Genomic DNA, 21,296 nt, shown 5'->3' with positions numbered 1-21,296 from the left:
TCAGATCTTGACGCCCAGGGTCAGGAAGTAGCGGCGTCCCGACCAGGCCAGTTCGTTGACACGAAACGGGTCGCCGGCGTCGGTGCGCTGCGATTCGTCGGTCAGGTTTTTGCCTTCGAGCGAGAGCGACACGCGGTCGTTGAAGCGGTACTGGATCTTCGCGTCGAGAAAGCCCGTCTGTTCCTGGAACACCGGGTTGCCCGAGACATCGTTGCTACCAGTGAAGAAGCGGTCGCGCCAGGTGTATGCCAGGCGCGCATTGATCGGACCCTGGTCGTACCACAGCGAGAGGTTGTACGCGCTCTTGGACATGCCCGGGTAAGGCAGGACGGTGCCGTCGAGGATATTCAGGCGCTCGGTACCCGCTGCATACTTGTAGTCCATGCGGGTGTAGTTCGCGTCCACGCCGAAGCCGCCCAGCCAGCCTGGCAGGAAAGTCAGCGCCGTGCGGCCCGCGAGCTCGATGCCCTTGGTGGTCGCGCCCTCGCCATTGACGGCCTGGGTGACGTTGAAGCGCTGGCCATTTTTGAACAGGTCCACGTCGCGCGTCAGCACGCGCTCGATCACGTAGCTCGAGATGTCCTTCTCGAACAGCGCCAGCGACAGCTGGCTGTCACGGGTCGGGTAGTACTCGAGGCTGAAATCGGTGTTGGTGGAGCGGTACGGCTTGAGGTCGGGATTGCCGGCCGTGCAGGTGTCCACGCCTTCGCCGCCGAACTGCGGGTTACCGCTGTTCAAAACGCAGGTGGCGTTCGGCGCCAGCAAGTCCATGCGCGGCCGCGCCATCGCCTTGGCCCAGCCGACACGCGCCAGGAACTTGTTGTCGATGAACCAGAAGGCGCCATTGAAGCTAGGCAGCCAGTCATGGTAGGTATTATCGACCGTCGACACCGCGTTGCTCACGACGACGTCGGTGAAGGTGGCCGAACCGGGCGAGGTGGCGGTGCGCACCGCGTAGCGTGACAGGCCCGACGAGCTGTTGTCGGTACGGGTGTAGCGCATGCCGAAGTTGCCGTCGACCTCGTAACCAAAGAGCTGGGTCGCATAATCCAGGCGCAGGTAGGTTGCGGCGATCTTTTCCTTCACGCCGAATGCCGGGATCTGCGCATACGTCTTGCCATCGCTGCCGGGCGCGTTGTACAGGTAGTCGTGGTTGAAGGCCGAGGTGTCGAAGAACGGGACCGCGTTCGCATACACCGGCGACATCCAGCCCGACGGCAGGCCCTTGACGTCGCCCAGCCCGCCGAAGAAGGTGCCCGGCGAGCGACCGCTGACGGCGCTGATCAGCGTCGCCATCTGCGCCGCGTTGAGATAACTGGTGGCGAAGCCCGAATTGATGAACGACTGTGCGTCGTTCGGACGCTGCGCGCCGCCGGTGTAGAGCGGATCGTAAATCGCGGTCTGGTTGACGTTCGCACCGCGCACGTTGATGTCGTCGGCCGTCGAACTCAGGTTGGCGCCATTGCTGGCCAGGAAGCCGCCACCGTTGTACTGCGTCGATTCGGCACGACGTGCCTGCGCGCCGAAGTGCACCCTGGTGAAGAATGGCGTGGACAGCCGGTAGCGCAGGTCGATCTTGGCCTGGTCTTCGCTGTTCTTCGTTTCGCTCGGGCGGTATTGCAGCTGCGCCTGGACGTAGGAAGCCGGATCATCCGGGCTGTAGCCGGCCGGGAAGGTAAAGCGCGGCAGGCCTTGCTCGTCCAGCGTCACTTTCAGGCCCGGTGCGTTCTGGGTCAGCGAGATGTTGTTGCTGTCGCTGTCGTACAGCGATTTCGAGGTGCCGAACAGGCCATCGATCTCCAGGCGGTCGCGCTTGAAGTTGAAGCCCGAGGTGGTATAGCGCGAATCGATATCGAGCTGGAAGTCGCGCGACGAGGTGCCGAACGCGCCCTGCCCGCCCTGGCCGGCAGCGAACAGGCAGTTGCCGACCGTGTAGGACGTGACATGATGATTCGTGATCACCATGTCCGATGGCGTCGTGGTGGGCGCATTGCAGCGGCCGACAGTACTCGGCACGCCGGTGGCCGGGTTGTAGACCGGCGCCGTGCCGGTGTTGGCCAGGCGCGAGGCATTCGGGAAGTCGGTACCGAAGTTGCGGTCGTTCAGGCGCTGGCGCTGGATATTGGCCTGGTAGCTGACCCACGCATTGAGGTCCTTGCTGAATTCGTACTGCGCGGTGACCTCGCCTGACGAGCGCTTGTGGTCGCGGGTCCAGATGCCGTAGCGCGCGATGCCCGGCGAGTAGTCGTACCACTGGCTGAGACATGCGGTGCGCTGCGCGGTGGTGAGGCCGGCCGCCGAGCAGCCGGCCTGGTCGCCAATCGCCGCCAGCGCCGCGTCGCGGCTGACCACCGTCTTCTCCGCTGAGCGGTCCCAGTCCTGGATGAAGCGCCACGACGTGTTGCGGGCGTAGTCGTTGCGCGTATGGACCTTGTCGTAGACGAAGTTGGCCATCAGGCCCAGCTTGCCGTCCAGGTACTTGTCGGCCATGTACAGGTTAGCGCGCGGCTGCACGCCGCCGCGCGAGGTCGCGTGTTCGGCCGAGATGCTGGTGCCGATCGTCGGCTCCTTGAAGTCGAGCGGCTTGCGCGTCTTGATCGACACCGAACCGCCCACGCCGCCTTCGGTCATGTCGGCGGTGATGCCTTTATAGACGTCGATCGAGCCAATCAGCTCCGAGGCGAGTTCGCGCAATTCGGCGCCCCGGCCGGCGCCGCCACCGGTACTGAGCACCGACATGCCGTTGATCTCGATGCGGTTCAGGTCAGGCTCGACGCCACGGATCGACACTTGCGAACCTTCGCCGAAATCGCGCGAAAGCTGCACGCCGGTCACGCGCGACAGCGCTTCACCGACGTTCTTGTCAGGGAACTGGCCGATGTCTTCGGCCACGATCGAGTCAGAGACAGTGCTGGCGCGCAGCTTGCGGTCGATGGCCGAAGCCACCGAGCGGCGCGTGCCCGCGATGTGGACCACGGCGGGCGCGGTTTGCGCGTCGCTGATGGTGGCTGGCGCGGTACTGGCCGCAGGCGCCGGGGTCGCCTGCGCGCCTTCCTGGGCCATCGCGCCGTGCGCAGCCAGAACGGCAATCACTGTGGCTACCGCTCGCGCGCAGCGGGTCGGGTGAAGCACTTGCGTGCGTGTCGTTACATGATTCATCAATCGTCTCCATGGGCTCTGTTATCGGTGTACTGCTCGGCCTTGAAAACATTCTATGTGTGGAGCGTTGCGACATTCCATGAAGCCTTGAAAGAATCATGTACCTGAGCGATATGCGCGTGCGCTGGCCATTTCGCTCAACATCGTGACCGATCGCGCTGGCCGCATTGACGCTCGCGCGAAATCGCCCGGTAATGGCGCTCCGACGTTCTTCCTGTTTACCCACGACCATGAGCAAACCATTCCGACGCATCCTCCTCACCGGCGCAGGCGGCAACCTGGGCCGCCGCCTGCGCGAACGCCTGCATGCTTTTGCCGACATCGTGCGCCTGGCCGACGTGGCCGATATCGGCCCCGCGGGCCCTGGCGAAGAGGTCGTGCAATGCGACCTGGCCAACCGCGACCAGGTGATGCGGATGTGCGACGGCGTGGACGCCGTCCTGCACTTTGGCGGCGTGTCGACCGAGGTCGAATTCGCACCGATCATGCAGGCCAATATCCTGGGACTGGTCAACCTGTACGAAGCCGTGCACAAGCTGGGCATCCGGCGCGTCGTTTTCGCCAGCAGCAACCACACGATGGGCATGTACGAAACGAGCCAGCGCGTCGACGCTGGCATGCTGCCGCGCGCGGACGGCTATTACGGCCTGTCCAAGGTGTGGGGCGAGAACCTGTCGCGCTATTACTGGGACCGGTTCAAGGTGGAGACGGTGTGCATCCGCATCGGCTACTGCTTCCCGGAGCCGGTCACGCACCGCCAGATGGTGACCTGGCTGAGCCTGGACGACCTGGTCGAACTGCTGCGCCGCGCGCTGGTGACGCCGCGCGTGGGCCATACGATCGCCTTCGGCGTGTCCGATAATCCGGGCCGCTGGTGGGACGACCGCGAGGCGCGCCACCTGGCGTTCCAGGCGAAGGACAGTTCGGCGCCGTTCACCGTGGACGCAGGCCAGCGGTTCGCCTTCCCGCCGGAGGATGACCTGAGTACTTTCCTGCAGGGTGGGATATTCGTGACCACGGGCCCCAGGTATCCGGCTTGACCATTGCGCTGTCAATCAATCACCAGATTGAGTGGTCATGCCTGCGGCAGTGGACGTGCCGCAGAGTACTATTGGTATCCCGGCGTACCGATACAGTGCACTGGGGGCGATGGCCGCGCGCCGCGTCAGGCAGATAACAGCAGGCGGGACGCTCGTACCCGGCCGCACAGAGACAGCGAATTCAATGACCCCATTCACCACCCTCGACACCTTCGTATTCCTGGTCTACTTCGTGGCCATCTCGGCCTACGGCATCTGGATCTACTGGCGCAAGAAGCGCACCACCGGCAAGGCCACGCACGATTTCTTTCTGGCGGAAGGATCGCTGACCTGGTGGGCCATCGGCGCGTCGCTGATTGCCTCGAACATCTCGGCCGAGCAATTCATCGGCATGAGCGGCTCGGGCTACCGCATCGGCATGGCGATCGCCGTGTACGAGCTGATGGCGGCGCTGACGCTGGTGATCGTGGCCATCTTCTTCATGCCGGTCTATCTCAAGAACCGCATCTACACGATGCCGCAGTTCCTCGAACAGCGCTACGGCAAGGCGGTGGCCACGACGATGGCGATCTTTTGGCTCGGCCTGTACGTGGTGGTCAACCTGACCGCCATCCTGTATCTCGGCGCACTGGCGATCAGCAGCATCGCGGGCCTGGACGTGATGGCCTGCATGCTGTTCCTGGCGGTGTTCGCGACCATCATTACCCTCGGCGGCATGAAGGTCATCGGCTATACCGATGTGATTCAGGTGCTGTGTCTCGTGATCGGCGGCCTGGTGACCACCTGGATCGCGCTCGACCTGGTAGCAGCGCTGGCCGGTGGCCAGGGCGCCATCCGCGGCATGAGCGAACTGTACCTGCGCGCGGGCGAGCACTTCGACATGATCCTCTCGCGCGACGATCCGCATTACATGGACCTGCCGGGCATGTCGACCATCATCGGCGGCATGCTGATCGTGAACCTGAACTACTGGGGCTGCAACCAGTACATCATCCAGCGCGCGCTCGGCGCCAATCTGCATACTGCCCGCAAGGGCCTGCTGTTCGCGGCGTTCCTGAAGCTCCTGATGCCGGTGATCGTGGTCCTGCCAGGCATCGCCGCGTATGCACTCGACAAGTCGGGCACGCTGGGCGACGCGATGCGCGTCAATGGCGAACTCAATCCCGACCGCGCCTACCCGACCCTGCTCGCCCTGCTCCCGGCCGGCATCAAGGGCCTGGCCTTCGCGGCCCTGACGGCGGCGGTGGTCGCATCGCTGGCCGGCAAAGCCAACAGCATCGCCACGATCTTCACGCTCGACGTCTACCACAAGCACTTCAACCGCGAAGCCAGCGAGCAGCGCATGGTGTGGATCGGCCGCGTGTCGGTGGTCGTCTCGATGGCGCTGGCGGTCATGCTCGCGCCGCTGATGGGCATCGACAAGAAAGGCGGCTTCCAGTACATCCAGGAGTACACGGGCTTCGTCTCGCCCGGCATCCTGGCGATGTTCCTGCTCGGCTTCTACTGGCGCAAGACCACCGCCGCGGCGGCGATGTTCGCCACCATCGGCGGCCTGGTATTCTCGATCTTCCTGAAGTTTTTGCCGCTCGCGATGGACCTGGGCTTCCTGGCGCCGATCGGCTTCGCCGTCCAAAATGGCGCCGGCGTGTACGAGATCCCGTTCCTCGACCGGATGCTGATCGTGTTCGTCATGGTCGTCATCGGCATGGTTGTCATGAGCACGATGGCCCGGCAGGACGGCGCGCACAAGCGCATGCAGATCGACCGCACGCTGTTCCGGGTCGACCGCGGTTTCGCCCTGGGTTCGGCCGTGATCTGCGTGCTGCTGGTCGCCATCTACGGGTTCGGATGGTAGTCTGCCGATTATCAGAACCAGACAGGGCCCCATCATGTTCAATCCTTCCGACCATCCGCACCGCCGCTACGATCCGCTCGGCGGCGACTGGGTGCTGGTATCGCCCCACCGCGCCAAGCGGCCCTGGCAGGGGCAGCAGGAGGCCGTCGACCGCGCCGCCCGCCCGGCCCACGACCCCGGCTGCTACCTGTGCGCCGGGAACACGCGCGTCAACGGCGAGCGCAACCCCGACTACCAGGGCAGCCATGTGTTCGAGAACGACTTCGCCGCACTGACGCCCGACACACCCGACGCGCCGCCCGCTGCCGACCCGCTGTTCCAGAGCATGAGCGCGCGCGGCACCAGCCGCGTGATCTGCTTCTCGCCCGACCATTCGAAGTCGCTGCCGCAGCTGGCGCTGCCGGCGCTGCGTGAGGTGATCGATACCTGGTGCGCGCAGTCGGCCGAGCTGGGCGAGCGCTACCGCTGGGTTCAGGTCTTCGAGAACAAGGGCGCGGCCATGGGATGCTCCAATCCCCACCCGCACGGCCAGGTGTGGGCCACCAGCTTCCTGCCCGACCTGCCGGCGCGCGAAGACCGGCAGCAGCGCGCCTACTGCGCCGAGCATGGCCGCACGCTCCTGCTCGACGTGGTCGAGCGCGAAGCCGAAGCCCAGGAACGGGTCGTGGTGGCCACCGAACACTGGCTGGCCGTCGTGCCCTACTGGGCCGCGTGGCCGTTCGAGACCCTGCTGCTGCCGCGCTTTCCGGTGCGCCGCCTCGACGACCTGACCGCTGCCCACCGCACCGACCTGGCGCTCGCCCTCAAGCGCTTGACCACGCGCTACGACAACCTGTTCCAGACCTCGTTCCCATACTCGATGGGCTGGCACGGCGCCCCGTATGGACCGGATGACAATGCTGACGGCTGGCAGCTGCACGCCCATTTCTATCCACCGCTGCTGCGTTCGGCCTCCGTGCGCAAATTCATGGTGGGCTTCGAGATGCTGGCCGAAGCGCAGCGCGACCTGACGCCGGAGCAGGCGGCCGCGATGCTGCGCGCCGTGTCCGCGGACGTGCACTACCTCGATGCCCTCCCGACCGAACCCACCCTTTGACAACACGATGAGCGATTCCCTGACGGCCCGCGCGGCCGATGTCTTTCTGGCCGCGTTCGGCCAGCCACCAACGGTCAAGGTCCAGGCGCCAGGCCGCGTCAACCTGATCGGCGAGCATACCGACTACAACGATGGCCTGGTGCTGCCCTGCGCGATCGGCTACCGCACGGTGATCGTGGCGCGCGAACGCGACGACCGCCTGCTGCGGGTCGTGGCGGCCGACTACGACGACGCCGTCGACACGGTTTCGCTGGACGCGCCGATCGAACGCCTGGCCGCTCCGATGTGGGCCAACTACGTGCGCGGCGTGGTGCGTGAACTGCTGGCGCGCGAATCGGTGCACGGCGCCGCGCGCGGCATGGACCTCGCGATCGCGGGCGACGTGCCGCAGGGCGCCGGCCTGTCGTCGTCGGCCTCGTTATCGGTGGCGGTCTGCACCCTGTTCGCCACCCAGCCGGCGTTCCAGGACCTGACGCCGATCGAAGGCGCACTGGTCGCCCAGCGCGCCGAGAACGACTTCGTCGGCTGCAAATGCGGCAATATGGACCAGATCAGTTCGGCCTGCGGGGTCGCGGACCATGCGTTGATGATTGACTGCCGTTCGCTGGACGTCCGGCCGGTGCCGATCCCTGAGGGCGCAGCGATCATGATCGTCGAGTCGCACATCACGCGCGGCCTGGTCGACAGCGCCTACAACACGCGCCGTGAGCAGTGCGAGGCAGCCGCGCGCCACTTTGGCGTGTCGGCCCTGCGCGACGTCGACCTGGCCGACCTGCAGCTTCTCGGCACCGGCCTCGATCCGGTCGTGCTGCAGCGCGCGCGCCATGTGGTGAGCGAGAACGCGCGCGTGAAAGCGGCCGCGCTGGCACTCGCCGCCGGCGACCTTGCGCGCATGGGCGTGCTGATGGCCGAGTCGCACGTCTCGATGCGCGACGACTTCGAGATCACCGTGCCCGCCATCGACCACCTGGTCGAGATCATCAAGTCGGCGATCGGCGAGGCCGGCGGCGTGCGCATGACGGGCGGCGGCTTCGGCGGCTGTGTCGTGGCGCTGGTGCCGGAATCTCTGGTCGACGCGGCCCGCCTGGCCGTGGCGCGCGACTACCGCGCGCCCAATGGCGAGCTGGCCACCGTGCACGTGTGCCGCGCCGCTGCCGGCGCAGGCCCGGTCGAAGCGGCGTCTCCACCGCGCCAGCACCTTACAGCGTCACCTGCTTTCCATTGACGACGACATTCTCCAGGCGGACCCCGCTCGCGCCAGTGATGTCCGGGCGCGCGTCGGCCAGGGTCAGCGCGATATCCCTGAACACGATGTCGCTGATCTCGGTCTGGCCTGGATTCGGGGCGATCTTGCCGAAGCCGCCGTAACGTCCCTTGATGCCCACCAGACTGAGATTACGTACAATCGACTTCGGCGGCGGCGCACCTTTCAGGTCGACATACTGCGTCCACGGCTGCACCGACACGATCGCGCCACGCGGCGAGTCGAGCGTGAGGTTGCGCAGGTGGATATTCTCGTAGTGCTGGGGCGTGTCCGGCCGCAGCTTGAGCACCGCCACATTGAGCACCTGGCCGGTCACACGGCAATCCTCGACCAGCACGTCGCGCACCAGTGTCGCTTCGCTGCCGAGCGTCATGACGCTGTGCCCGCGCCGGAATTCGCAGTTGCGCACACGGATATCGACCACGGGCGGGCTGTCCTTGTCGTCCAGTGCGAACGGGCCTTTCGAGCCCTTGGCAGCGATGCAGTCGTCGGTCACCGAAAAGTAGCAGCCGTCGATCGTCACGCGCTGACAGCTGTCGAGGTCGATCCCGTCGGTGCTGGGCGCCTGCTGGTAGTCGTCAGGCACCACGAAGCGCGCATTTTTCACCAACACATCCTGGCAGCGGTACAGGTGCAGGTTCCAGAACTGCGAATCCTTGAATGTCACGCCTTCGACGATGACGCCGCGTGAGCGCTCGATCAGCGCCAGGCGCGCGCGCGGGACGTTGATGTTCGGGAAGTTGCCCGGGTCTCGGGCCGCGTTGCGCAGCTTCCAGAACTGGTCCCAGATCGGGCGCCCGGCGCCATCGAGCGTGCCTTCGCCGCTGATACGGAAGTGATCGCACCCATTGGCATTGATCAGGGCCGGATTGAAGTGCGGGGCAAAGTGGCCCTCGATCCGGGTGCGCCCGGCCGGAAAATGCGTCAGGTCCGTCGAGCATTTCAGGACCGCTCCCCTGGCCAGGTGCAGGTTGACCTGCGGCTTGAAGAACAGCGCGCCGCTGACGAACACGCCGCGCGGCACGACGACCGTACCGCCGCCGCTAGAGGCCAGGGTATCGATGGTCTTCTGGATGGCGCCGGTGTTGACTGTCCTGTCGTCGGGCACGGCGCCGTGGGCCGTGATGTCGGCCTGCCTGCCACCAGCGCCCAGGGCCGGAAACGCAGCCAGGCACAAGGGCGTGGCCAGGAGCGACATGGTGGTGCGGCGACGGCTGGAACAAGGCGTGGACATCTCAGGCTTTCTCTGTGGGGGTTTGTCGTGGAAGATCATGGCCGCAGCGTGCGGTGCTGGCGCGCCTGCGCATGCGCCTTCATGAAGTCCGATGCGAACAGTTCACACCAGGCGCGCAGGGCCAGGTCGGCAGCGAGCTGCACGAAGCGCCGCCGGGCCGGGAGGAAGGTGGGCAAATCACGTCTCCATCATCACTATGGGTGCGATGGAGTATGCAACCGCGCCGCCCAGCGGTCGCTGCTTGGTCAGCAATAATCATCTGGACGATCGATTCTCCCCCCCGGGGCCAGCCACGGGCCTGTGCGTCAACCGTTGACGGCGCGCTGGCGCCGCAGCGCCAGCAGTCCCGCCAGCCCACACAGCAGCAGCATCGCACTGGCCGGCTCGGGCACGGCAGTCGCCTGCACGATGCTGAACGACAGCAGCGGCGAATCGTCGAGCTGGCCAGGATTGTAGACATCCCAGTCGCTCCAGTCGTACAGGCCGTTCATCCCGGCCAGGTCGAGCGTCAGCGACGTACCCAGGTCGACGAGGGTCAGGTAAAAGCCGGCGTCATGGCCACCCGGATCGGCGGGATTGGTATTGCTCAGAAAGATCCACGGCTGGGGCTCGTCCTGGCCCAGGTTCCAGACACGGTCGATGGCGACGGTGCGTACCAGGTCGACCAGCGTGCCCTGGACCGCCGTGACGTGCGTGGACGCGCTGCTGTCGTAGTAGAACTGCCCGTCAAACGTGCCGTCGCGCCAGGTCGCCTTCAGGTCGTACCAGCCAACTGGCGCCGCCCAGGCGGAGTGAAAGAGCATGTACAGCACCATCGCGAATAGCATGTGAAGCTTTTTCATGGGGTTACCTTGTCATCAAAAGAGGAAAGAGAACGGCTTACGGCACCGTCAGTTCGTCGAGATTGCCCAGGCCCTGGCCGGTCGATTCGAAGCGCAGCGTGTTGTCCTGGCCGGCGGCCAGGTTCACGCTCGCGCTCATCGTCAGCCAGTTGTTCCAGGCGCCGGTCGGGCGGAAGGTGACCGGCTGCGCGGTCCCGTTCACGCGCAGCACGCCCGTGCGTGGCGTCGGATTGCCGTTGGCGTAGCGGATCATGATGGTGGTCACGCCGCCCGCACCGCCGTTGATGCGCTGGAACTGCGCGCTGCCGCCTTTTAACGGAAAGTTGAGAAAGCCGATGTGGCGAAAGCCCGGGCGGTCGGTCATGACCTGCACATTGCCACCGACAATCGCGGTCTCGGCCTGCACGGCGCCGCTGCCGTCAAACGGCACGTGCACCGGCGCCTGCGGGAACGCCGTCGCGCCATGCCCCAGGTAAAAACTCGGGTGCGGCGGCTGGTTGTAGCCGGCGTTCTGGCCCGCCACCTGGCTGCGGTACTGCGGGTCGTGCATCAGGGTCGTGATGCGGGTGCCGGTGGGGATCGTGGTGCTGTAGATCTGCAGTTCCGTGTTGCTGCTGTTGCGCAGCACGATCTCTTCGCGCCAGTCGCCGAACAGATCTGCGCTCAGCACCGGCGTCGCCTTGGTGCCGTTGTTGGTCGTGGCGCCGTTGGCTGCGCCGTCGATGAGCGTGGCCAGGGTCCGGGTCGCCGGATCCCACTTCTGCACCGCGGCGCCGCTGACGACTTCGCGCAGCAGGTCGCCGTCCCACCAGGCGCCGAAGTTCATGGAATTGGGCGGCGTCGCGTTGATCAGTTGGCCAGTGGCGCTGCGCAGGCCGCCGCGCGAGGCCCAGCATTCGGTGCCAGCGTAGGCCGGATCGATATCGAAGCACACGCCGCGGCCCACGTCCGCATTGGCGCCGCTCGCGCCCCAGATCAGCGCCCCCGTGGCCGCGTCGTGCATGCCGGAGCCGTTGGCGCCATAGGATGACGGGCTTTCGTGGATCATGTAGATCTGCTGGCCCGCGCGGTTCGGGTCGAACTTGCCGAAGTGGAGCGCGTCGCCATGGCCCAGGCCCGTCGTGTAGAGCAGCTGGCCATAGCTGTCGATCGTCGCCGCGCCGTACACGATGTCGTCGCGGCCGTCGCCATTGGCGTCGCCGGTTGCGAACCAGTGGGCGCCCTGGCCGCGCGCGGCCGCCCCGGCGACGTCGGTATCGAAGACCCAGCGGCTGCTCAAGACGCCGTCGCGCCAGTCCCAGGCCGCGATCACCGCGCGCGTGTAGTAACCGCGCGAGAAGACGGCGCTCGGGCGGTTGCCATCGAGATTGGCCACGCCGCCCAGGAAGCGGTCGACCCGGTTGCCGTAGTTGTCGCCCCAGGCGGCCACGCTGCCGCGCGCCGGCAGGTAATTTGCCGTCTTCATGGCCGCGCCGCTCAAGCCGTTGAACACGGTCAGAAATTCCGGCCCCGTGAGGATGTAGCCGTTCGGGCTGCGATGGTCGGCCGTGGCCGAGCCGATGACCACGCCCTTGCCATCGACGGTACCGTCGGCCGTCTTGGCCATCACCTCGGCCTGGCCATCGCCATCGAAGTCGTAGGCCACGAAGGTGGTGTAGTGGGCGCCGGCGCGGATATTTTTGCCCAGGTCGATGCGCCACATGCGGGTGCCATCGAGCTTGTAGGCGTCCAGGTAGGTGTTGCCCGTGTAGCCGGACTGCGAGTTGTCCTTGGCGTTGGTCGGTTGCCACTTGACGATGATTTCGTAGGCGCCGTCGCCATCGAGGTCGGCTGGTGCGCCGTCGTTGAGCTCATAGGTGTAGGCCACGCCGTCTGGCGTGGTGCCCGATGTCGGCGCCTGCACCGGGATCGACAGATAGGGCTTGTTCCAGGTGGCGCCTGCAGCGACGCCCGCCTGTTCCACGCCGCCGACGACGGCGCGCACCGTGTAGGCATGCGCTGTCGTCCCGGACGGATCGGTGTAGTTCAGCGCATCGAGCGGCGCGGCGTTCAGGCGCGTGGCCCCGCGGTACAGATTGAAACGCGTGCCGGGCGCATCGAAGGCGAGCTGGCGCCAGCTGATGAATACGCCGGCGCCAACACCGGCACCGGCACTGATGGCGACGGCGCCCCGGTCCAGCCGTTCGATCTGCTTGCCCGGGATGGTGATGACGGCGCTCGCACTACCGGCTGCGGCCGCGGCCAGCAGTGCGAGCAGGAAGTACGAGGCTCTAGCTTTATTTTGGATCATTTTGTCTCCGTTAGCTAACGATTGGTGATGCCTGCGTATGCCTGAATTGCGCTGCCCGGGTCAGGACGGCCCGTTGAAAAAAAGGTCGAGAGGTCGTGGCGCTAGTCAGCGTTCGAGGCTGCCTGTCAGCGCGCCCAGCTGCGCCTGCGCAGTGACACCGGCGCGTGGCCCCGTGATGCGCACCAGCACACTGGCGACGCCTGCCTCGAGCGTTGCGACAGCGCTGCCGACGATCTGCGCGCCATGAATTGCGGAGAACGCGACTTCGCGGCCGCTCGCGGGCACCGTGGTGCCGCGCGCGTCGAGCACGCGTGCGCGCAGGAACACCAGGTCGCCCTCGGCCACCGGCACGCCCATGTCGTCGAGCGCAAGCGCCAGCGATGCTGGCGCTTGCGGCGTGCGCACGCGGTGCTCGGCCACGAGACGGCCCTTGGTATACGCGCGCGCCACCAGTTCGCCAGGAACGAACCCGCCCGTCTCGAATTCCAGCGGCGGATGCGCCAGGTGCGGGTGGGTTGTCGAAGATCCGCTCTTCAGACGGCCCACCGGCTTGCCGTTCAGGCGCAACTCGACTGCGTCGGCATTCGAGAACACCCGCACGCGCGGCGCCGAACCGGCCTGCCAGTAACTGGCGATGAAGACCATCGGGCCGCCGCCCCACTGCGGCCCGTGTTGCGGCCCGCGCTCCACTGCGCTTCTCTGCGAGCGGAAGAACTGGGCCGCAAACTTGGGCAGGCGCTCGATGCTCAGCGCGCCCGATTCTTCCAGATCGGGCGCATAGCCGCGCGCGTAATCGAACATGACCCAGTAACCGTCGGCGAAGGCCGGCGTGGCGGCATTGTCGTCGCGGGCCTCGGCCACGTTGCGGGCCTGCTGCAGCAGGCGCGCTTCACCCTGCCCCAGGCTCTGGCGGCTGGAGCGGTCGGCCGGCTTGAGGTCGGCCCAGGCGGTCTGGTTGAAGCCCGCGTTCATCGCGTAGTACTCCCAGTCGCCGTATTCCGAGACGATCAGTGGCTTGGCCGGCAGCGGATGCCTGCTGCCAATGCGGTGCTGGCGCGCCTGCAGGTACAGGTCATAGGTCTGCGGCACCCAGCCGGCCGAGTGGGCCTGGTCGCCCGGGTATTCGGCGTGCACCGTCGCGTGCAGCGCCTTGATCAACGGGTCCGGCATCTGCGTCTCGTTGAGCGAACATTCCCAGGCCACGACGCTCGGGTGGTTGCGGTCGCGCCGGATCATGTCGGCGCAGGTTTGCACCACCTGGCGCGCAAACGCCGGGTCCGGGTTGTGGAACTGCCAGCCGGGGATCCCCGGCAGCACCATCAGCCCGAGTTCGTCGGCCGCGCGCATGAAGGCCGGCGACTGCGGATAGTGCGACAGGCGCACAAAGTCGAAGCCGTAGCGCTTGATCAACAGCGCGTCGCGCGCATCGGCCTGCGGCGAGAGCGCGTAGCCGACATACGGGTATTCCTGGTGCCGGTTGACGCCGCGCAGCTGCAGCGGCTCGCCATTGAGCAGCAGCCGCGCGCCCTCGAAGGCAAGGCGGCGCACGCCGATGCGGTGCGTCACCGCATCCAGGCCTGCCGCTGAGGTGACCGTCGACGCAAGCGCGTACAGATTGGGTTCCCTGGGCGACCACAGTTTCGGCCGTTTCAGCGCGATCGACAGCGTGACGTGGCGGCGTTCGCCGGCCGCCAGGCGCACCTGTTCCTGCGCCGTGCCCACCGCCTTGCCTTGCCACGCCAGCGCGTGCCGCAGCGTGACCAGTTGCACGGCGTCCGACGTGTTCGCGACCTCGGTCTTGACCTGCACCACGGCCGCCACCTTGCCCGCCTTCGGATACGTGACGAACACGCCGCCGCCGCCCGGGGTGTTCGACAGCATCTCGTCCGTGATGTGCACCTCCGGCTTGATCATGAGCCGCACGTCGCGGTAGATGCCGCCGTGCTGGATGTAGTCGAGGTCCTTGAGCGGCTTGGGACCGGTGACCGGGTTGTCCTCGTTATTGGCGCGCACGACGAGTTCATTGACGCCGCCGGCGTTCAGGGCCGCGGTGATGTCGAACGCAAACGGCAGGTAGCCGCCCAGGTGCTGGCCCAGGTGCGTGCCGTTCAACCAGACGTCGGCCACGTTCATGACGCCCTCGAAGCGCAGGATCGCGCGCTCGCCCGGGCGCAGCGTTACGTCGAGCCGCTTCTTGTAGTACGCCGTGCCCTGCCAGGGCGCCGTGGGCGCGCGCGGCTCGAGCCGCGCTGCGTGCGGGAGGTCGACCCGGGTCCAGGCGCCGGCCGACACCTGCTCGGCGCTGGCGATCTGGCGGTCATCAATGCGGTAGAACTGCCAGCCCGCGTTCAGGTTCATGTCGGCGGCATGCGCATGGGCGAGCAATCCAAACCACAGCGGCAGCAGGCGCACGGCGGCCTTGCGCAGGCGCGCTGCGCCGGCGAAATCGAAGAAGGTCATGGTGGTGGTGTTGAAGCAGCTGGAGCGGATTGCCAGTCTAGGTACATCCCGCCAAGCGTCGCAAGCGATATCGTCGCGGCGCATGAAACACTCACGGTTTTGAGATTTTCGACCGCGCCGCATGGACGCGGGGCGTGCTCAGTCGCGCACCAGGCTCACATCGTCCAGGCTGAGCCAATCGCCTTCCTTGCCTTCCGAGTAGACGCCGACCTGGACGCTGCCGGTAGTGACCCGGATGCCGGGCAGCGTGACTTCGGTCCACTGTTCCAGCTGGTCCGGCAGGGCCAGCGCGATCGTCGCGCCGCCGTGGCCGGCCGCGTACAGGCGCGCGACGCGCTGGCCGCCGCTGCTCCTGATCCACGCTTTCAGGGTGTAGCTGCCGTTGGGCAGCGTCACGTTCTGGATCGCGCTTCCCATCGTCTGCCCCGGATGGCGCAGGGTCAAGGCCCACTTGCTGGCGCGGCCGCCCGCGGTGTTCATGAATGGCGCGTCGCCCTTCAGGCTGGTCCAGCTGCTGACCCACCCGGCCACGCTCGTCTGGCGCACCCGGTCCGCCTCGAAGCCGGGATTGCGCACATAGTTGTTGCCCTTGCCGACCTCCCATGTGCCCCTGGGCGCGTCGAGCACGAATTCGCTGAGCGAATTGAACCTGGGGACCGCACCGTCGAAGGACAGTGGCGCCCAGACGTTGTAGCCGTGGCCATTGCCGACAAAATTGCTCCAGCGGTCGCCCGCATACAGCACCGTGGTGCCGGCGCTGCCGTGCACAGGGATGAAGAAACCGTTCTGCGACACGTGCGAAAAGTCCGCTTCAGTGCCCTCGATGATCTTCTCCGGCGTGAACGGCCCGGTGATGTTCGGCGACGTCATGTAGAAGCTGCGCGACGCGTTCCAGCCGTGCAGGTCGGATGAGCAGAAGTAGTACAGGCCCTTGTACTTGAACATCGCATTGCCTTCGCGCCCGCCGGCTGGCGCGCTGTAGATGTGCGTCGCGGGTTCGACCGCCAGGTAGTCGCTCGTGCGCAGCGCCGCCACGTACAGCTGGCGGCGGTCGCCATTGTTGCTGAAGATGAGGTAAGGCTTGCCGTCGTCGTCGATGAAGACGGTCTGGTCGCCCGAGGTCGGCGTGGCCACGTTATCGATGCGCGCCTGCAGCCGCTCGAAGACGAACGGACCGGCCGGACTGTCACTCGTGGCAAACAGCACGCCGCCACCCGTGCCCTTGCTGCTGTACTGGGTGATCAACACGTACTTGCGGGTCTGTTTGTTGTACACCACGCCCATGCGGCCAAGCCAGGCATTCGGGTCGTACTGCTGGCCCAGGCCAACTGGCGTGAGCACGTCGCCCTCGAAGGTCCAGTTCACCAGGTCGGTCGACGAATACGCCGTGACCGCGCTGAAGTGCGGCTGGTCGGTCGTCGGTCCCGGCGCGCGCGCATAGGTGACCGCCTCGGCATACTTCACGCCATACCAGTAATACCTGGCGCCGATCTTGAGGATGCCGCGGCCCTGCGAGTAGATCGGTGTGCCCGTGGTGTCTTTCCAGAACACGCCATTGCGGATTGTCGTGTCGGCCCCTGCGGCGTGGAGCGAGCTGCTGGCAAGGCTGATGCCAATGCCGAGGCCCAGGGCCAGGCAGGCAAGCGGACGGCGGAACGATTGGGTCATCGACATCTCCAGTAGGGACAGGCGGCGCGGCGCGGCGGTGCCTGGCCCGGCAGTATAAAGCGGAGGGTGGCGTGAGAACGCGGGACGCCGAATCAATCAAGATGCTGAGCACTCGCCGCCGGCCCCGGATGCACGCAGCGACATCGCCCATAATGGGATGTCCATTCCTGCGGAGTCCATCCGAGCATGCATCGTTCCCTCCTGTCGACCATCGCCGTGGCAGTGGCAGTGGCCAGCGTCGTGGTGTTCTCCCACGCACAGGCGCAGGCGCCGGCACCTGCCCTCGACGGCTTTACTGCCGATCCGGCGATCCGGGTCTTCGGCGACACCTACTACCTCTACCCCACCTCGGACAAGCCGAACTGGATGACCACCGACTTCTCGGTGTGGTCATCGAATGACCTGCTCACGTGGAAGAAAGAGCGCATGATTCTCGACGTCAGCCATGGCCTGGCATGGGCCAATATCAAGGCCTGGGCGCCGGACGCCATCGAACGCAACGGCACCTATTACTTCTACTTCAGCGCCGACCACAAGATTGGCGTTGCGACCGCCACATCCCCCATCGGCCCGTTCGTCGATGCACTCGGCAAGCCGCTGCTGGTGCGCGACGCCACGATGACCACGAACACCATCGACCCCTACCCGTTCATCGACGACGATGGCCAGGCCTACATCTACTGGGGCAACGGCGACGAAGCCAACGTCCGCAAACTGAAACCGGACATGGTCACGCTCGACGGGGCCGTGCACCGCATGCCGATGAAGGACTTCCGCGAAGGCGTGGTCGTCTTCAAGCGCCAGGGCACGTACTACTTCATGTGGTCGATCGACGACGCGCGCAGCCCGAACTACCGGGTGGGCTGGGGCACGGCCGACTCGCCCCTGGGACCGGTGCGGGCGGCGCAGACCAACTTCATCGTCCTGCAGAAAAACGGACCGGCAGTCGGCACCGCCCACCACAGCGTCGTCAATGTGCCGGGCACCGACCGCTGGTACGTCGCCTACCATCGTCACGCGATCCCGGACGGCAATGGCTACCGGCGCCAGACGGTGCTGGCGAAGATGACGTTCGACGCGCAAGGGAACATCCTGCCGATGGACCCGATGCAGCCGGCCTTCCAGCCGGGCGACATGGGCGAACCACTCATCGGCGGCAAGGGCGTGCCAACGCCATGATGACGATGCTCCCAAGCGCCGCCAGGATCGCCATGTGCGCCCTGTGCGCCGCCAGCGTCGGCTTGCTGTCCGCCTGCAGCGCGCCTGGTACCGCCCCATCCCCGAGCGCCACGGCCGCGGCGCAGCCCAACTACCTGCTGGTGCACTTCACCAGCGAGACCGTCGATGGCGAACAGCTCTACTTCGCCACGAGCCAGGACGGCTACCGCTGGACCGACCTGAATGGATCGAAGCCCGTGCTGCGCAGCACCCTCGGCGACGGCGGCGTGCGCGACCCGGCAATCGTCCGCTCGCCGGACGGCGACAAGTTCTGGATCCTGGCCACCGACCTGCGTATCGCGAACGGCAAAGGCTGGCCCGCCGCCATGAACAAGGGCAGCACCAAGCTGGTGATCTGGGAATCGGCCGACCTGGTCACCTGGTCGGCACCGCGCCTGGTGGACGTCGCCGGCGCCATTCCCGACGCCGGCTGCGCCTGGGCGCCGGAAGCCATTTATGATGAGGCCAGCGGCGACTACCTCGTCTACTGGGCGACCATCTCGCCGGCTGACGGCATCACCAAGCCACGCATCTATTCCGCCCGCACGCGCGACTTCGTCAGCTTCACCCCGGCCACGCTCTATATCGACCGGCCCGGCACGACAGGGCTGATCGACACCCAGATCGTGAAGGTCGACGATCCCACGGCGCGCTACCGCTACGTGCGCGCCTCGGGCGACGGCCAACTGACGGTCGAAGGCGCGACGACGCTGATGGGCAAGTGGGACATCCTGGGCGACCTGCAACCGCTGGGCCTGACCGGCAAGGACGTCGAAGGCCCCATCCTTTTCAAGATCGCGCAGACCGGCGAATGGGGGATGTGGGTCGACCAGTACGCACGCAAGGGCGGCTACCTGGCCCTGGTCAGCGACGACCTGTCACGCCCCGAGCGCATGCGCCGTGTCGATGCCGCGAGTGTCGATTATGGCCAGAGCAAGAAGCGCCACGGGTCCATCCTCAATATCACGACCGACGAATACCGGCGCCTGCAGGCCCGGTGGCCGGTCGGCTCGACCCGCAACGCAAGCCTGCTATGACGCGACGCTATCGCCATCTGGCCGTGCCGCGACCGGTTGACCCAGGCCGGTGCATGCCCCGGGTGGAGTCATGCAATAAAGTCTGCCACAGGGTTCTCCATGAAGCTACCGCGTTTTCTCGAGGGCGCGACGCTGTCGCGTGCCACCGCCAACCGACCGCCCAAGGCGCTGAGCGGGCCGGTCGCGAACAGCGCAGCGTCGGTAATGGGATTTTTGCTCTACACTTCCTATCGCCCCTTTGGACCAACAGCGCCGGCGCGTACTTCGGGCGTCTGGGCGACGTGTGCGCATCGCGTCAACAACCTGGCATCAATCCGCAAATGGAGAACTGGAAAACATGAATTTGAGCATGCACGGCCTTGCCACCACTTTCTCGCTCACCCTGCTCGCGTTAGCCGCCACCCCGGCGGTCGCAAACGCGCAGGCCAGTGCAACCGCAACCGCCAACCTGCCTTTCGAGGTCAAGCCGGTTGGCACATTCAAGAGCCCATGGGCCATGGCATTTCTGCCCAATGGCAACGTGCTGGTGACGCAAAAAGAGGGGACGATGATTCTGTTCGATCCCGCCACCGGTACCAAGCGGACAGTGTCCGGCACACCCGCCGTCAGCAGCAAGGGCCAGGGCGCGCTCATGGACATCGTGCCCGCTCCCGATTTCGCGGCGAGCAAGCTGCTCTACTTCAGCTACTCCGAAGCGGGTTCCGGTGCCGGGAGCCGGGTCGTGCTCGCAACTGCGACACTGGATCAGACAGGCGGCACGCTCAAGGATACCAAGGTGATTTTCCGCAGCCAGGATGCGTCGACTGGCGGGCACTATTCGGGCCGCATTGGCCTCTCGCCGGATGGCAAGTATCTCTTCTTCACCAGTGGCGACCGCCAGCTTTTCGATCCGGCACAGGACCCCAAGTCGACACTCGGCAAGGTGCTGCGCCTGAATCTCGACGGCACGCCAGCGGCTGGCAACCCGCTCGCGGCCAAAGGTTTCCATCCAGCCGTCTGGTCGTATGGCCATCGCAATCTGCTGGGCATTGCCTTCGACAGGCAGGGGCGCCTGTGGGAAATGGAGATGGGACCGCGCCATGGCGACGAGATCAACCTGATCAAGCCAGGCCTCAACTATGGCTGGCCGAAAGCATCGAATGGCAGCCACTATGACGGCCGGGACATCCCCGACCACGCGCCTGGCGACGGCTTCGAAGCCCCGAAAGTGTCGTGGGATCCGGCCATCTCACCGGGCGGCCTCGCCTACTACGATGCGGACCTGTTCCCGAAGTGGAAAAATTCCCTGTTCATCACCGGTCTCTCGGGCAAGTCGCTCGACCGCATCACCCTCGACGGCGAGAATGCGAGCAAGGTCGACCATTGGGACATGGGGGAACGCATCCGCGCCGTTCGCACTGGGCCGGACGGCGCGCTATGGCTGCTGGAGGACGGTCCGCGCGGCAAGCTCCTGACCCTGACACCGAAGAAGTAGGTCAGCGGGGACTGCGTGGAGCGGGGATGCCCGCTCCTGGCCGATTTCTATCGTGCAGTGTACGGTAGGGATCGACCCGAAGCAGCCATTCAAATTCTTGAGTGTGCGAGGGTATCCAAAGCCCGAATTCCTTCTAGCCGTGGTTCTGTCAGCCAGAGCGAATCGACTAGCGAAAACACTTGATTCGCTAACGGGGTACCGACGACTTCCGCTCGCTCAAGTGCCCGGCCGCAGACGCTACGGTCATCCACACGCCTTCCTTTGCCGTCTGCCACCATGAATGACCCGCCACCTGGACGAGGCTGATATAACAAGGAAACCAACACGCGGTCAGTTGGCAAGGTTCCATCTCCCCATGGCCCAATGACCATGTCGAAGTTCGGCATATGCTCTGGCTCGTCAACTGTCCACTGCACAAAGTAGACAGCCTTCGCTCCAGACGAGTCCGCTAAATCTCCCCAGATAGTCTTGGATTGCTTACCGCAGCAATCGCAGTGCCCTGTCGATTCGTTCCAGAAGTTCGCCCGCACAATGTCTTCGTTACTCATGATTATTCCTTGTCGGCGGTAATCCCCCCATTTTTAGAGCACGCTAAAAGTAGAGGTTAAGCGGCGAGCGCCAGTTTCTGTTTTGGCGTAATACCACCGAGGGCCATGTTG

At 65.8% G+C, this 21,296-nt stretch carries 15 protein-coding genes; 7 read left to right on the top strand and 8 right to left on the bottom strand.

All coding sequences use genetic code 11. The features are described from left to right. Complete coding sequence (locus RCH14_RS23080; protein ID WP_343028444.1) at positions 1-3,093, bottom strand: TonB-dependent receptor; 3,093 nt, start codon at positions 3,091-3,093, stop codon at positions 1-3. Between the two features lie 296 nt (positions 3,094-3,389). On the opposite strand from RCH14_RS23080, the gene RCH14_RS23075 reads away from it, so the two are divergent. From RCH14_RS23075 to galK, 4 genes are all read left to right on the top strand, one after another. Then, positions 3,390-4,199, top strand: coding sequence for an NAD(P)-dependent oxidoreductase (locus RCH14_RS23075; RefSeq protein WP_343028443.1), 810 nt, complete (start codon positions 3,390-3,392; stop codon positions 4,197-4,199). A 184-nt stretch (positions 4,200-4,383) separates the two neighbouring features. Next, positions 4,384-6,054: a sodium:solute symporter family transporter gene (locus tag RCH14_RS23070; protein WP_343028442.1), complete on the top strand. Its 1,671-nt coding sequence runs from the start codon at positions 4,384-4,386 to the stop codon at positions 6,052-6,054. Between the two features lie 34 nt (positions 6,055-6,088). Continuing rightward, positions 6,089-7,150, top strand: coding sequence for a UDP-glucose--hexose-1-phosphate uridylyltransferase (locus tag RCH14_RS23065; protein ID WP_343028441.1), 1,062 nt, complete (start codon positions 6,089-6,091; stop codon positions 7,148-7,150). Between the two features lie 7 nt (positions 7,151-7,157). After that, complete coding sequence (galK, locus tag RCH14_RS23060) at positions 7,158-8,375, top strand: galactokinase (RefSeq protein ID WP_343028440.1); 1,218 nt, start codon at positions 7,158-7,160, stop codon at positions 8,373-8,375. Here the strand turns inward: galK and RCH14_RS23055 are convergent. The 6 genes from RCH14_RS23055 to RCH14_RS23030 form a co-directional block, all read right to left on the bottom strand. Further along, positions 8,350-9,648, bottom strand: a complete 1,299-nt coding sequence (locus RCH14_RS23055) for a glycosyl hydrolase family 28 protein (protein ID WP_343028439.1) — start codon at positions 9,646-9,648, stop codon at positions 8,350-8,352. The two genes, galK and RCH14_RS23055, sit on opposite strands and share 26 nt — an antisense overlap. A 35-nt stretch (positions 9,649-9,683) precedes the next feature. Continuing rightward, positions 9,684-9,824 carry a hypothetical protein gene (locus tag RCH14_RS23050; protein WP_343028438.1) on the bottom strand — a complete coding sequence of 47 codons (141 nt, stop codon included), beginning with the start codon at positions 9,822-9,824 and terminating at the stop codon, positions 9,684-9,686. Between the two features lie 129 nt (positions 9,825-9,953). Continuing rightward, on the bottom strand, positions 9,954-10,490 hold the full coding sequence (locus RCH14_RS23045; RefSeq protein ID WP_343028437.1) for a PEP-CTERM sorting domain-containing protein: 537 nt from the start codon (positions 10,488-10,490) through the stop codon (positions 9,954-9,956). 37 nt (positions 10,491-10,527) lie between these two features. Next, entirely contained in the window at positions 10,528-12,780 is a 2,253-nt protein-coding gene (locus RCH14_RS23040) for a carbohydrate-binding protein (RefSeq protein WP_343028436.1), read from the bottom strand. A 105-nt stretch (positions 12,781-12,885) separates the two neighbouring features. Further along, positions 12,886-15,240 carry a glycoside hydrolase family 2 TIM barrel-domain containing protein gene (locus RCH14_RS23035; protein WP_343028435.1) on the bottom strand — a complete coding sequence of 785 codons (2,355 nt, stop codon included), beginning with the start codon at positions 15,238-15,240 and terminating at the stop codon, positions 12,886-12,888. 138 nt (positions 15,241-15,378) lie between these two features. Beyond that, entirely contained in the window at positions 15,379-16,908 is a 1,530-nt protein-coding gene (locus tag RCH14_RS23030) for a family 43 glycosylhydrolase (protein WP_343028434.1), read from the bottom strand. A gap of 186 nt (positions 16,909-17,094) precedes the next feature. Here RCH14_RS23030 and RCH14_RS23025 point away from each other — a divergent pair, with 186 nt between their 5' ends. The 3 genes from RCH14_RS23025 to RCH14_RS23015 all read left to right on the top strand — a co-directional run bounded on the left by RCH14_RS23025 (position 17,095) and on the right by RCH14_RS23015 (position 20,637). Further along, on the top strand, positions 17,095-18,087 hold the full coding sequence (locus RCH14_RS23025; protein WP_343028433.1) for a family 43 glycosylhydrolase: 993 nt from the start codon (positions 17,095-17,097) through the stop codon (positions 18,085-18,087). Beyond that, entirely contained in the window at positions 18,084-19,163 is a 1,080-nt protein-coding gene (locus RCH14_RS23020) for a glycoside hydrolase family 43 protein (protein WP_343028432.1), read from the top strand. Before RCH14_RS23025 ends, RCH14_RS23020 begins: the two co-directional genes overlap by 4 nt. 337 nt (positions 19,164-19,500) lie before the next feature. Continuing rightward, a complete protein-coding gene (locus tag RCH14_RS23015) occupies positions 19,501-20,637 on the top strand; it encodes a PQQ-dependent sugar dehydrogenase (protein ID WP_343028431.1) in 1,137 nt (378 codons plus the stop codon). An 89-nt stretch (positions 20,638-20,726) separates the two neighbouring features. On the opposite strand, the gene RCH14_RS23010 is transcribed toward RCH14_RS23015, so the two are convergent. Further along, complete coding sequence (locus tag RCH14_RS23010) at positions 20,727-21,185, bottom strand: hypothetical protein (RefSeq protein WP_343028430.1); 459 nt, start codon at positions 21,183-21,185, stop codon at positions 20,727-20,729. Between the last annotated feature and the right edge of the window lie 111 nt (positions 21,186-21,296).

It is taken from the genome of Massilia sp. MP_M2 (assembly GCF_039123635.1).
Classification (GTDB): domain Bacteria; phylum Pseudomonadota; class Gammaproteobacteria; order Burkholderiales; family Burkholderiaceae_D; genus Telluria.
Note: the sequence above shows the minus strand (reverse complement) of the source record. Positions and strands in the feature narration are given on the sequence as shown.

Coding starts and splice junctions, on each gene's coding strand:
- RCH14_RS23010 (WP_343028430.1), bottom strand. CDS start 21,185: ATGAGTAACGAAGACATTGTGCGGGCGAACTTCTGGAACGAATCGACA.
- RCH14_RS23020 (WP_343028432.1), top strand. CDS start 18,084: ATGATGACGATGCTCCCAAGCGCCGCCAGGATCGCCATGTGCGCCCTG.
- galK (WP_343028440.1), top strand. CDS start 7,158: ATGAGCGATTCCCTGACGGCCCGCGCGGCCGATGTCTTTCTGGCCGCG.
- RCH14_RS23065 (WP_343028441.1), top strand. CDS start 6,089: ATGTTCAATCCTTCCGACCATCCGCACCGCCGCTACGATCCGCTCGGC.
- RCH14_RS23025 (WP_343028433.1), top strand. CDS start 17,095: ATGCATCGTTCCCTCCTGTCGACCATCGCCGTGGCAGTGGCAGTGGCC.
- RCH14_RS23040 (WP_343028436.1), bottom strand. CDS start 12,780: ATGATCCAAAATAAAGCTAGAGCCTCGTACTTCCTGCTCGCACTGCTG.
- RCH14_RS23035 (WP_343028435.1), bottom strand. CDS start 15,240: ATGACCTTCTTCGATTTCGCCGGCGCAGCGCGCCTGCGCAAGGCCGCC.
- RCH14_RS23070 (WP_343028442.1), top strand. CDS start 4,384: ATGACCCCATTCACCACCCTCGACACCTTCGTATTCCTGGTCTACTTC.
- RCH14_RS23030 (WP_343028434.1), bottom strand. CDS start 16,908: ATGACCCAATCGTTCCGCCGTCCGCTTGCCTGCCTGGCCCTGGGCCTC.
- RCH14_RS23075 (WP_343028443.1), top strand. CDS start 3,390: ATGAGCAAACCATTCCGACGCATCCTCCTCACCGGCGCAGGCGGCAAC.
- RCH14_RS23015 (WP_343028431.1), top strand. CDS start 19,501: ATGAATTTGAGCATGCACGGCCTTGCCACCACTTTCTCGCTCACCCTG.
- RCH14_RS23045 (WP_343028437.1), bottom strand. CDS start 10,490: ATGAAAAAGCTTCACATGCTATTCGCGATGGTGCTGTACATGCTCTTT.
- RCH14_RS23055 (WP_343028439.1), bottom strand. CDS start 9,648: ATGTCCACGCCTTGTTCCAGCCGTCGCCGCACCACCATGTCGCTCCTG.